The organism is Streptomyces sp. NPDC058665 (assembly GCF_042714995.1).
GTDB lineage: Bacteria > Actinomycetota > Actinomycetes > Streptomycetales > Streptomycetaceae > Streptomyces.
The window spans coordinates 1-11,867 of the sequence record NZ_JBHXRX010000117.1 but is presented as its reverse complement, the minus strand read 5'-3'; the positions used below and the strand labels follow the sequence as shown (position 1 = coordinate 11,867).

Below are 11,867 nucleotides of genomic sequence, written 5' to 3'. Positions count from 1 at the left end.
GTTCCCGGGAGCCACCCGGGAACACCGGCCCCTCCGTCACCTGGTGTGTGCCGGGCGGCGGTCAGCTCCTGCTTTCAGCTTTTGCTTTCAGCTCTTGCTCTTCGCGATTCCGGCGACGACGGCGACAAGGAGGGCGATTCCGATGGCGATCCAGACGGCGGTGCTCATGACGTACTCCCATTCAGTGGGGTGAGGGTTGGGGTTGGGCGTGGGTGTGAGTGGGGTGTGGTGGACGGGCCGCTTCTCGGCCTGTCCGCGATCAGGGACGACCTAGCGCAGCCGCAGCGAGTCGGCCAGGGAGACTCTGGAGCCGCTGCGCAGCACGCTGTTGGCGTACATCCGCCCGGCGATCCGGGTCAGTGCCACCAGCGCGGCCACGGCCAGCACCAGGGACACGGCCACCTGCCACGCGGGCGCGATGCCCAGCAGCATGCGCGCCGGCATGAGGATCGGGCTGAGCGGCGGTACGAGCGAGAGCCACTCGATCACCGGGTCGTGGGCGTTCTTGCTCAGCAGGGTGATGCCCAGCACGAACGGCGTGGTGATCAGCACCATCACCGGTTGCACCACCGCCTGGAGGTCCTCCTGCCGCGAGACGCGCGCCGCGGCGGCGGCCAGCATCGCGGCGAAGAGGAAGAAGCCGAGCAGGAACCAGACCCCCATCGTCACCAGCGTCCCGCCCACCGCCGTCGGCAGCGAGATGGCTCCGGTGCCCTCGGCGAGCACGACCGCGGCTCCGCCGAGCAGGACGAGCTGGGTCACGCCGACGACGGCCACACCGATCAGCTTCCCCGCGAGGAGCTGCCAGGGCCGGATGCTGGAGAGCAGCAGCTCCACGACCCGGCTGGTCTTCTCCTCCACCACGCCCTGGGCCAGCATGATCCCGTAGACGATGAAGAAGAAGTAGAGCAGTCCGGTGGCGGAGAGGATCAGCGCGAACTGCTCGGCCGCGCTGTTCTCCGAAGGCTCCAGCGCTCTGGTCTCCAGGTTCGAGGACGCCACGCGCTCCGCGAACTCCACCGGGTCCACGCCCGCGCGCTCCAGCTCCCGGGTGGTGCGCTCCTCGGCCACCGCGGCGTTCACGACGGCGAGAAGGTCCTCGTCGCTCTCGCGTTCGACGGTCACCGTGAGGTCGGTCGTGTCGCCACTGATCACGGCGGAGAGGTCCCCGTCGCGCAGCAGCTTCTCCGTACGGTCGCCGTCGACGGTGACGAACTCGAAGTCGATGCCGTCCGCCCGGTCGGCGACGGCGGTGAGCGTCGGACGCAGCGCGGCGGCGTCCCGGTCGACGCCGACCTTGGCCGGTCCCTCCTTGGAGAAGAGGATGATCAGGGTGTAGACGCCGAGGGCGAGCACCAGTCCCAGCGTGCTCAGGACGAAGGACTTCGTCCGCATCCTGCTGTTGATCTCGCGCTTGGCGACCAGGCCGACGGCCCGGCGCGCCGAGAGGGCGCCGGGGCCGGGGGAGGGGCCGCCGCCGGGGGCGGGCGCGCCACCGTCCCGTACGGCGGTGCCGGTGTCTTTGTCCGTACCCGTGCCCGTGCCCGCGTTCGCGTCCGCTTGTGCCGCTGTGCTCATCGCCCGCCGCCCTCGCTTTCGCTCGCGCTGTCCCTGTCCGCCGCGCCCGTGGCGCCTGCCGTCGCGGTCTCCGCGCTCGCGGCCTCGTCTCTGGTCACCAGATCGCGGTACAGCTCGGTCAGTGGCGGCTGTTCCGATACGAAGGTGGACACCGGTCCCGTGGCCAGTGCCGCGTGCAGCACCCGCTGGTCGTCCGCGCCCTTCGCCAGCCGGAGCCGGGTGCGGGTGCCCTCGCGGCTCACGACCTCCACGCCCGCCAGCCCCGCCGCCCAGTTCTCGCCCGCCCCGGGCGCGTCGACCAGCAGCCGGCGCTCGGCACTCGCGCTCAGCTCGTCGACCGTGCCGCAGGCGATGAGCCGCCCGCCGCCGACGATGCCGACCCGGTGGCAGACGCGCTCGACGAGCGCCAGCTGGTGGCTGGAGAAGATGACGGGCACGCCTTCGGCGGCCCTCTCCGCGAGCACGTCGCGCATCACGTCCACCGCCACCGGGTCGAGACCGGAGAACGGCTCGTCCAGCACCAGTGCCTTCGGCTCGTGCACCAGCGCCGCCGCGAGCTGGACCCGCTGCTGATTGCCGAGGCTGAGGTTCTGGACCTCCTCGGAGGCGTACGACGAGACCTCCAGCCGCTCGATCCACCGGTCGGCCGCCGCCCGCGCCCCGGCACGCGACATGCCGTGCAACTCGCCCAGATACCTGAGGTGTTCGGCGACCTTCATCCGCGGATACAGACCGCGCTCCTCGGGCATGTAGCCGAACTGCCTGCGGGCCGCGAAGTCGACCGGACGGCCCAGCCAGCGGACCTCCCCGGCGTCGGGCGTGAGGACTCCGAGGATGATCCGCATCGTGGTGGTCTTGCCCGCCCCGTTGCTCCCGACGAAGCCGAAGAGCTCACCGGCGCGGATGTCGAAGGTCATGTCGTCGACGGCCCGGCGCTTGCCGTAGCTCTTCCCTACGCGGTCGACCTCCAGCGCTGCCGCAGCCATGTGCCGTACCTCCCGACGATGATGTGTTAACTCATTGGAGTATTGCGTTAACACATCACTCCGTCAAGGATCTCATGCGTCCTGACGCTCTACCACGACGATGTGCTTCTCCGTCAGCTCCGACAGCGGGCTCCGGTCCCAGCCCGCCCAGCGGCCGGTGACCCGCAGCCCCGCGAGCCTGGCCATCACGTCGAACTCCGCCGGCCACGCGTACCGGCTGACCTCCGGCACCTTCCGCAGCCCGCCGGGGCCCAGGATCGTGTGGACGACGAGCGCTGACTGGAGCTGCCGGTTGACCTGGATCGTGTCCAACAGCAGTGCGTCCGCGGCCAGATGACCGATCTGGGTCGTCGCCTCGGAGAGCCGGTGGTAGTTCTGCGGGTTGTACGTCTCGAAGACGGCGACCCCGCCGTCCGCGAGTGCGTCGTGGATGCCCCGCAGACAGCCGATCTGCAACTCCTGCGTCGGCAGCATGAAGAAGGTGTTGAGCGCGGTGAGGACGACGTCGTACCGCTCCTCCACCTGAAGCGCGCTGAAGTCGGCGACCGAGCTGGTGATGCCGCGCGTGGGGTCGTTCTCGTGGAGCTTGGCCAGCATGGCGGGGGAGGCGTCCACCCCGTGCACCCGGTAGCCGTGCTTCGCCAGTGGGATGGCCAGCCGGCCCGTGCCGACGCCGAGTTCGAGGAGCGAGGCGGGTGCGGGGCGCAGCTCGTCAAGGAAGGTGATCATGGAGTCGATGGCCGGGCCGGAGGTGGGGTAGAGCGAGTCGTAGACGTCGGCCAGCGCCTCGCCGTACGCGCTGCTGCCGGAGGAAGCGCTGCCGTTCCCGTTCTGGGAGGCCGTGGAGCCGTTCGTACGGTTCTCAGTCTGCCGGTTCTCGGTCTGCCGGGGTGCTTCGGTGGTCATGCTCTCTCCCTCTGTTTCCGCTCTTCCGCTGATACGTGTTCCTGCTCCGCCGTCAATGCCAGCTCCGCCCTCAACCGGTCGGCGGCGGCCAGCACTTCGGGGAACGAGGCGGGCGCCCACGCCTCCCGCCGGCCACTGGTCGTACTGCGGCCGGGATGGGGCGGGACGACGACCACGTTGCGGCGTCCGGCGAGCTTGGCGGAGTGTTCCGCGTACGCCGCGCTCTGCGCTCCGCCGGGCGGCAGCGCGGGCGCCAGCGCGACCGCGGCCTCCGTGCACTGGAGCGCGAGGACCGACGGCGAGTCACCGAGGCCGAGCGCCAGCCGGGCCAGATAGTTGAGCGTCGCGGGCAGGACCACGACGGCGTCGGGCCACTGCGCGAGATCCACATGGCGGGCGCGCGGTTCGGGCTCGTCCGGCCAGCGGTCGGCCAGTACGTCGCAGCCGCCGATGGCGACCAGCGCCTCATGGGTGACGAACCGGGTGGCCGCCCCCGTGAGGACGTACCGCACCTCCACGTCGGGCTGTCCCATCTGCAGCCAGCTCGCCCAGAACGGCAGATGGGCGGCCGTCACCGATCCCGTACCGACGACCAACAGCCGCCGGACACCGACCGGTTCGGGCACACCCGCGCCTGCGGTCACCGGGCCGCCGCTCCCGCCCCCGAACCCGCCACGGGCGCGGGCTCGGGAGCGGAGGCGGTTTCCGGCGCCGGCGCCGGGTCCATGGGGGGAGCCATGACAGTCGTGGTGGCGTGTGGTCCCGTGTCTTCACCGGCGCTGCCGCCGCGCAGCGTCTGGCCGTGCACCAGCTCCTGGTAGAGCGCGGAGCGCGTCAGCAACTCCTCGTGCGTACCCCGGTCGACGATGTGTCCCTCGTCCACGACCACGATCAGATCGGCGTCCTGCACGGTCGAGATACGGTGCGCGACCGCGATCACCGCGCGTTCGGCGGCGAGTTCACGCATCAGCGCCCGCAGCCGCTCCTCGTTCTCGCTGTCGAGCTGGGACGTCGGCTCGTCGAAGAGGACGACGCGGGTCTCCCGGAGCAGTACGCGCGCTGCCGCCAGCCGTTGCCGCTGACCGCCCGACAGGTCCTCGGCGCGGCCCAGTTCGGTGTCGAGACCGTCCGGCAGCGCCTCCACGGCCGCGCGCAGCCCGAGCCTCTCAAGTGCCCGCCACAGCTCCGCGTCCGGTACGTCGGTGTCCTGGCCGAGCTGAAGGTTCTGGCGCACCGTGCCCTCGACCAGGGTGAAGCTCTGGTCGACGTAGCTGATCTGACCGCGCAGTTGGTGCAGCGGCCACTGCTCCACCGGGAACCCGCAGATTGAGATCCGGCCCGAATCCGGCAGCAGGAAGCGTTCGGTGAGGCCGAGCAGCGTCGTCTTGCCGGCGCCGGACGGGCCGACGATGGCGGTCAGCCCGCGCGCGGGCGCCGCGAAGTCCGCTCCGTGGATGATCGTGCGCTCGCCGTCGACATAGGTGACCTGGTCGAACTCCACGGCCGGCGCGGTGGCGGACGGTTCGATCTCGGCGGCGGCTCCGGGGTCCTCCGACGGGATCATGAGGACGCTGTTCAGCCGGCCACGCGCGGCAAGTCCGGACTGCATACGGGCGAAGCCCGAGACCAACAGGGTGAGCGGCGAGACCAGTTGGAGCAGATAGACGATGAAGGCGGCGAACTCGCCGATGTTCAGATCCCCGGAGGCGAGCCGTGCCCCGCTGACGACCATCACCGCGACGATCGAGAGCTGCTGGCCGAACTGCATCGTGGGACCGACCAGCGCGCTCACCCGTGCGACGGACACGGCGGCCTTGCGCGCGTCGTCCACGCTGTGCCCCAGCGAGGAAGCCACCTGGCGCTCGGCCAGGAACGCCTTGACGGTGGGCAGCGACAGCACCGCCGCCGTCATCTGCTGGGACATGGTGCCGATGGCGTTCTGCTGCCTCTCCACACCGCTGCGGATCGCCCGTACACAGGCGAAGATGCCGAGTCCGGCGACGGTGAAGGTGGCCAGGACGACCAGGAGCAGGACCCAGTCCAGCAGACCCATGGCGATCAGCGTGCCGACGGCCAGGAAGAGGGACGACGGGATCTGCGCCACGCCGACATCCACCACGGAGCGCAGCTGCGAGCTGTCGGAGCTGGCGCGGGCGACCAGATTGCCGGCGCCTTCGCGCCGTACGCGCCGAAGGGGAAGGGTCAGGATGTGCGCGGCGATCCGGAACCGGGCCTCGGAGACCAGGGCCTCACCGGCGCGGGCGAGCAGGAAGGAGCCGATCGCGGAGGCGAGGCCCGCGCCGAGCGCCAGACCGGCCATCGCGAGCATCGGCCGGATCGGGCGTTCGTCCTGGCCGAGGGCGATCACCAGGTCGCGGACCTGGAGCGGAAGCATGAGGGTGGCGACGGCGGAGAGCATGCTCATCACCACCGCACCGGCGACGGCGGTCTTCCGGCCCTCCAGGAGCTGGGCGAAGACGCGCAGTTCGTCGGTGCCGGCCGGACGTGGTTCTGCCTTGGCCATGGTGGTGGTTCTCCTCAAGCTTGCGGTTGCATCCGGTCACTTTCGGTCGCACGGCCGACGGTTCAGGGCGCGGCGGCGGCCGTGGTCGTCCAGGGCCAGGGCGCCGAGTCGAGGTTCCGGGCGGGGTCGGCGGGGTCCACGTTCGCCGCGGTGCACGCCGCCGAGAGCTCGGCGGCGGTCGGGCGCTCGCGCCCCTGCTCGGCGGCGGCCACGAAGGCGCGGGCCACCACATGCGAACGGTGCTCGCCGAAGCTGAGCCCGCGCATGCCGGTGCGGTCGTCCTTCGGCTCCCAGGCAGCCGTCACGCCCGGGGCCACGACATGCGCGAACGCGGGAGGCGGGCCATCGGGCAGCCCGGTGGCGAGGGCGCTCTCGGTCAACGCGCCGACCACGCCCCACGATTCGGAACTCAGATAGACCACCATGCCGTCGTTACGCGGCAGACTGGCCGGGTTTGAGATGATCTTCGCCCGGTAGATCGCCGACCGGCTCTCCAGCGTGCTCAGTACGGCGTGCCACAGGGCGGGCGCCTGTTCGGCGTCGGCCACCCGCAGATACATGCGCAGCAGATCGCCCCCTCCCGTACGGCCCTTGCCGCTGTCCACCAGGAAGAAGCCCGGTGAGATCAGCGGGCGGGCGGAGGGGAGGACCATCAGGACCACGGGGCGCGCCGGGTCGCCGACCGTACGGCCGGTCTCCCGCAGCGTCACGGAGTCGGGGACGTTCAGGCGCAGACCGTCGATCTCGACCACGCGCCGGCCGGCGGCCGTGCGCCGGTCCGCGAGGACGGCGGGTGCGACGGTCGCCGGGTGGGGGGTCGCCTCGGCGATCCGGGTCTCGTACTCCGGTGCGCGCAGGGTCTTGGGCGCCTTGCGGTCGCGTATGCCGCGGCCGGTGTGCAGCACCTCGTAGAGGGCGCGGGCGAGAGTGAAGCGCATCGCTGACGGGGACTCGGCGGTGACCTCGTCGTCGCCGACCCAGGCGGTCCTGCCGTCCGCGGTGATCCGGACGGTGTCGAGCGCGTTCCGCAGTCCGGCGGAGAGGGGCGGTGGGGTGGGGTCCGTCGGGTGCGCGAGGTCTGTGCCTGTGCCCGTGCCCGTGTTCGTAGCCGTGCTCATGCGGCCTCCCCGAGTCCCACCGTGGAGACGAAGCTCCGCGGATCAAGCAGCGCGGTCCGGCCGATTCCCGCCGCCGCCCGGACGATGGCCGACAGACGGCCGTTCTCCTTGGTCGAGGCGATCAGCCGGTCGATCAGATGCCATCCGGCGTAGGACGTGGCCCGTACGACGAGACCTTCGTCGCCGGGGCCGCCGCCCTCGCGGTAGCCGCGGTGGAAGGCGGCGATCAGCGGCAGTACGCGGGTCAGCTCCTCGCTGCCGCGCGCCACGACCTCCTCGTGGGTGAGCGTCGCCGAGAACGCGTCGTCCGTCTCCTGCGAGGGAATCCGCAGTACCGCCCGGTGGAGCCATTCGCCCACGTACGCCCCGACGTCACGCGCCGGGTCACCGAGCCGGAACTCCTCCCAGTCGTTGACGTACAACGCGCTCTCCGTGGCCAGGAACTGATCCAGCCTCAGATCACCGTGGATCGGCACGCGCGTCGCTTCTGCCTCGGTCGCCCGCAGGCGTTCGAGCCCGTCGAGCAGCGCCGCGTCGCGCTGCAGCAGCCCCCAGCCCTGGATGAAAGCGCCGGTGGCGTTGACGTAGTGCTCCAGCGGCAGCGACCGCAGGTCCTCGACGGGCGGGTACGGGTGCGGGTCCGGCTCGGGGAAGTCCTCCGGCAGGAACGGCAGTTGGTGCAGGGCGGCCACCGTGCGGCCGGCCTCGGCGGACGTCGCCTCGGTGAACTCGTCCTCCGCGGCGAGCTCGCTGCCCGACCGGATGTCGTCGAGCATCCCGAAGACCAGCAGGCGCCCTTCCTCGTCGCCGCCCAGGAATTCGGGGCGGGGGAAGGGAGATTGGCCGCGATTCATCAGGCGTTCGAATGACATGAGCCGCTGGTAGCGCTTCAGGGATTCCTTGGGATTCCCTTTGAGGCGCTTCACGAATACGGCTTCGCCGGTGTCGGTCACGCCCGACCAGTTGTCGTTGCGGCCGGGATAGGAGAAGACCTCCGAGGCGTTGAGTGAACCCAGGTCGAGCTGGACGAGGAGCTGTTCGACCGATGCGTCCACGGGACTGTCGACAGCCGACGCGGAAGACCGGCCCTGCGGGTATTGAATCTTTTCGCCTGCCACAGCCGTTTTCTATCGCGGGACGCCGTCGGCGGACAACGAATTGACCGCCATCGGCCACCCTCGGCCGGGGCGTGGCCCGATGGGTAGCGTCCGGCACTGCTGGGGCCACCGGACTGCTCGGGGCGCCCGGGGTGCCGGGCCGCCCGGGGCCGCCCGCGGCCGTCCGAACGCGGGGCGGGGCGGGGCGAGGCCGCCGGGGCGGGGTCACCGGGCCGCCTCCACGCGGGTCAGCAGGGAAAACCGTACCCACGTGGGAGGCGACGCGACGTTCGGGCCGACGAACGGCGGTCGGTGACGGTTCCTCCGCTAACCGTCACTCGACGCCGCCGCTCGGGGGCCCAGATGTCCGAACCGAGAATTCCGCATTCTCGTCACCCGTGTGCGTGCGGTGAGCGATACGTTCCGCGCCACCGCGTGGTGCTCGCTTTTACGGGCGTCGGGTCGTGGATTCGACCGGGCTCAGACGATTCTTCGCCGTACGGCCCACACAACCGCTTCGATCGGCGTTTCGACGTCGACCCGTTCGCATATCGTCCGCAGTTTTCGGCGCAGTGTGCGGTCGCTCATTCCCATCCTGCGCGCGACCTGCGCCATGGTGCAGCCCTGCGAGACAAGTTGAAGGATTCTCAAGTGATCATTTTCCAGTCCGAGGTGGGGGGCTCTGAGGACACTTCGTGGATTCACCTGTATCAACCTCACGGTTGTCCGGCGGTGAGGCGCCGGATTCCGAGGTGCTCGACGGCCTGAAACAAGAAGCTCGTTCCCTGTGCTGCCGCCGGAAGAGCTGCTGTCTCCGGTTCGTTCGAGCGTGGTCCGAGAAGTATGGATTTCCGGTCTACGCGTCAGTCAATTCCTTCCCCCGTTCCAGTCATCGGACCGGGGTGGTAATCCGGTCCGTCCGCTCGTGACGCGGGAGTTTTCTCCCCCGTGTGCGAGGTGGGCGATGCTCCGGCCACCCGCGGCCATGACACCCCTCCACCTCGCCTCCACTTCGTATGTTCAAACGGTCCGGCGGGGGAGGTGAACAGGGCGCGATGTGATCGCCCTGTGCTGTCGACCCGTCACCGGCCGGTCCGGGGGGTGCCCGTACGGTCTCCCAGCTTCAGTTTTCCGCCCCATCGGAGGCCGTCGGAGGGGGGTACGACACGCCCGGAATATGTGATGCAGATCACAGCATCCTTTGGCGGTCGCCATGAGTCTGGTCGGTGCCGTGATGTCCGGAACGTCGCGACTGGGTACCTCGGCAGGGTGTCCGCCCCGATCCGTCGCGGTCGTGGTCGCGACGGATCGGGGCCTGCCGTCAGGGTCCCGCGCACCGCCCGAAGAGCGGGCCCCGCGAGGGGGGAAACGATCCCCGGGCGACCAATTCAGGGCGCCGGGAGCCCGGTTGATAAACGGCCGAATCGCCGGAGCGAAGGCCCCCGGGGCGGGCGTGGGAAGGCGGTATTCCGGGCACGGCGAGGCGCCCCGCCGGTTACGCGGAGGAAAGGCGATGCCCTTGTTGTGTCAGCCGTGTTAAGTGTCGGTGGAGGCGGGCGGGCCCACTCCCACCGGGGCCCGGAATTGTGCTTCGAAGGGCCCGCGGGCGCTTCAGTTTCCGATCCCCGAACGTTTCTCCACTTCCTCTCCTTGCTCTCTCCGTGCTGTCTTCGCGCCTCCCTCGTGCTCCCTCCGTTCCCTCCGCGCCTCCTCCGTGTCTTCCTCGCGGCTCGTTCACGTCTTCTCCGTGTCCGCGTGGCCGGGGCGCGAACGCGGCCTGCGGGAGGCGCCATCCGGGTGCGAGCGGCTCGTGGGGGCTGGCGGGGCGGGTGCCTCCCCGGCTAGGTTCGCGGGCGTCTGTCATGAACACAGGGAGTGTGAATGCGCAAGGCGCTGAGATGGCTGCTGTCGCTCGTGCTGCTCGTCGGCACGCTGGGCACGGCCGGCGCGGCAACGGCCGCGGACGGGAACGCGGGATCCGCGGCCCCCGACATCAAGGACCAGATCCTCGCCATCCCGGGGATGAGCCTGATCGAGGAGAAGCCGTATCCCGGTTACCGATACTTCGTCCTCAACTACACCCAGCCGGTCGACCACAAACGGCCGTCGAAGGGCACCTTCAAGCAGCGCCTCACGCTGCTGCACAAGGACACCAGCCGTCCCACCGTGTTCTTCACGAGCGGGTACGGCGTGTCCACCAATCCGAGCCGCAGTGAGCCGACACGCATCATCGACGGCAACCAGGTCTCGCTCGAATACCGCTTCTTCACGCCGTCCCGGCCCGAACCGGCCGACTGGTCGAAGCTCGACTACGAGCAGGCCGCGGCCGACCAGCACCGGATCTTCGGCGCGCTGAAGAAGATCTACCCGCAGAAGTGGCTCGCCACCGGTGGCTCGAAGGGCGGCATGACCGCCACGTACTACGAGCGCTTCCACCCCCGGGACATGGACGGCGTCGTCGCCTACGTCGCGCCCAACGACGTGGTGAACAAGGAAGACTCCGCCTACGACCGCTTCTTCGAGCAGGTCGGCACCGAGGAGTGCCGCGACAAGCTCAACGCCGTGCAGCGCGAGGCGCTGGTCAGGCGCGAGCCGCTGGAGAAGAGGTACGCGGAGTGGGCCGAGGCGGAAGGCGCGACGTTCACCACCGTCGGCACGCTCGACAAGGCGTACGAGGCCGTGGTGCTCGACTTCGTCTGGGCCTTCTGGCAGTACAGCCTGGAAGCCGACTGCGCCGACATCCCGCCGGCCACCGCGTCGGACGAGGAGATCTACAACATCATCGACGCGATCTCCGGCTTCTCCTTCTACACCGACCAGGGCCTCACCCCGTACACGCCTTACTACTACCAGGCGGGCACGGAACTCGGCGCGCCCACCGTCAAGCTGCCCCACCTGGGCAACCTGAGCCGCTACGGCTACCAGCCGCCGCGGAACTTCGTCCCGCGTGACATCCCCATGAAGTTCCGCCCCTGGGAGATGCCGTCCGTCGACAACTGGGTCCGCCACAACGCGAACCGCATGATGTTCGTCTACGGCGAGAACGACCCGTGGGGCGCCGAACGCTTCCGCCTCGGCCACGGCGCGCGTGACAGCCATGTGTTCACCGCACCGGGCGCCAACCACGGCGCCAACGTCGCCGGTCTCGTGGCCGACGAACAGGCGAAGGCCACGGCCCGCATCCTCGACTGGGCCGACGTCGCACCGGCCGCCGTACAGCAGGACGCCGCCAAGGCGAAGCCGCTGGCCGCGTACGACTCGAAGCTCGACAAGAAGGACCTGGAGCGGATGCCGACGCTCCGTCAGTAGTCCACAGGCACGAAACCGCCACCGGCGCAGACAAGGGGGGCGCACCGGTGGCGGTGTGCTGCCCGGCCGCAGGCGGCCTGGAGAGGGGAGTCAGCGATCGTAGCCAGTGAGTACGAGGGCCGACACCGCGCTGCGGAATGCCGACGGGAGCACACCAAAAAGGACGCTCGGGCGGCCCCGAAGGTTCCCAGGAAGCGAAGATTCCGCTGATTTCGCTGAAAAGGTGTGCTACGGCCTGTCGTTTGGATCAGGCACCTAGGTGTATTGACTCGCAGGGTTGTTGACGCGGGTGATGGGTGGCTTGCCTCCGAGTGCGGTGTGGCCGCGATGGTAGTTGTAGGTGTGCAGG

General features: G+C 69.9%; 8 protein-coding genes. 1 reads left to right on the top strand and 7 read right to left on the bottom strand.

Translation table 11 applies throughout. The features are described from left to right. Positions 1-270 precede the first annotated feature (270 nt). The 7 genes from ACFWV8_RS37540 to lxmK all read right to left on the bottom strand — a co-directional run bounded on the left by ACFWV8_RS37540 (position 271) and on the right by lxmK (position 8,230). Positions 271-1,578 (bottom strand): ABC transporter permease, encoded by a 1,308-nt coding sequence (locus ACFWV8_RS37540; protein ID WP_384214905.1) that lies wholly within the window; start codon positions 1,576-1,578, stop codon positions 271-273. Continuing rightward, positions 1,575-2,564 (bottom strand): ABC transporter ATP-binding protein, encoded by a 990-nt coding sequence (locus ACFWV8_RS37535; RefSeq protein ID WP_384214903.1) that lies wholly within the window; start codon positions 2,562-2,564, stop codon positions 1,575-1,577. Before ACFWV8_RS37535 ends, ACFWV8_RS37540 begins: the two co-directional genes overlap by 4 nt. Positions 2,565-2,636: 72 nt before the next feature. Continuing rightward, the gene (locus tag ACFWV8_RS37530) at positions 2,637-3,470 is read right to left on the bottom strand and encodes a class I SAM-dependent methyltransferase (protein ID WP_384214901.1); all 834 of its coding nucleotides are present in this window, start codon (positions 3,468-3,470) and stop codon (positions 2,637-2,639) included. Further along, the gene (locus tag ACFWV8_RS37525; protein ID WP_384214899.1) at positions 3,467-4,114 is read right to left on the bottom strand and encodes a flavoprotein; all 648 of its coding nucleotides are present in this window, start codon (positions 4,112-4,114) and stop codon (positions 3,467-3,469) included. The genes ACFWV8_RS37530 and ACFWV8_RS37525 overlap by 4 nt, the downstream gene beginning before the upstream one ends. Next, positions 4,111-5,994 (bottom strand): ABC transporter ATP-binding protein, encoded by a 1,884-nt coding sequence (locus tag ACFWV8_RS37520; protein WP_384214897.1) that lies wholly within the window; start codon positions 5,992-5,994, stop codon positions 4,111-4,113. The genes ACFWV8_RS37525 and ACFWV8_RS37520 overlap by 4 nt, the downstream gene beginning before the upstream one ends. A gap of 62 nt (positions 5,995-6,056) precedes the next feature. Next, on the bottom strand, positions 6,057-7,112 hold the full coding sequence (locus ACFWV8_RS37515) for a T3SS effector HopA1 family protein (RefSeq protein ID WP_384214895.1): 1,056 nt from the start codon (positions 7,110-7,112) through the stop codon (positions 6,057-6,059). Continuing rightward, entirely contained in the window at positions 7,109-8,230 is a 1,122-nt protein-coding gene (lxmK, locus tag ACFWV8_RS37510) for a class V lanthionine synthetase subunit LxmK (RefSeq protein WP_384214893.1), read from the bottom strand. Before lxmK ends, ACFWV8_RS37515 begins: the two co-directional genes overlap by 4 nt. Positions 8,231-10,090: 1,860 nt before the next feature. Here lxmK and ACFWV8_RS37505 point away from each other — a divergent pair. Continuing rightward, the gene (locus tag ACFWV8_RS37505; protein ID WP_384214891.1) at positions 10,091-11,518 is read left to right on the top strand and encodes a S28 family serine protease; all 1,428 of its coding nucleotides are present in this window, start codon (positions 10,091-10,093) and stop codon (positions 11,516-11,518) included. The last annotated feature ends 349 nt before the right edge of the window (positions 11,519-11,867 follow it).

Excerpts from the sequence above, each read along its gene's own strand:
- ACFWV8_RS37540 (WP_384214905.1), bottom strand. The coding sequence starts at position 1,578 with ATGAGCACAGCGGCACAAGCGGACGCGAACGCGGGCACGGGCACGGGT.
- ACFWV8_RS37535 (WP_384214903.1), bottom strand. The coding sequence starts at position 2,564 with ATGGCTGCGGCAGCGCTGGAGGTCGACCGCGTAGGGAAGAGCTACGGC.
- ACFWV8_RS37530 (WP_384214901.1), bottom strand. The coding sequence starts at position 3,470 with ATGACCACCGAAGCACCCCGGCAGACCGAGAACCGGCAGACTGAGAAC.
- ACFWV8_RS37520 (WP_384214897.1), bottom strand. The coding sequence starts at position 5,994 with ATGGCCAAGGCAGAACCACGTCCGGCCGGCACCGACGAACTGCGCGTC.
- ACFWV8_RS37515 (WP_384214895.1), bottom strand. The coding sequence starts at position 7,112 with ATGAGCACGGCTACGAACACGGGCACGGGCACAGGCACAGACCTCGCG.
- ACFWV8_RS37505 (WP_384214891.1), top strand. The coding sequence starts at position 10,091 with ATGCGCAAGGCGCTGAGATGGCTGCTGTCGCTCGTGCTGCTCGTCGGC.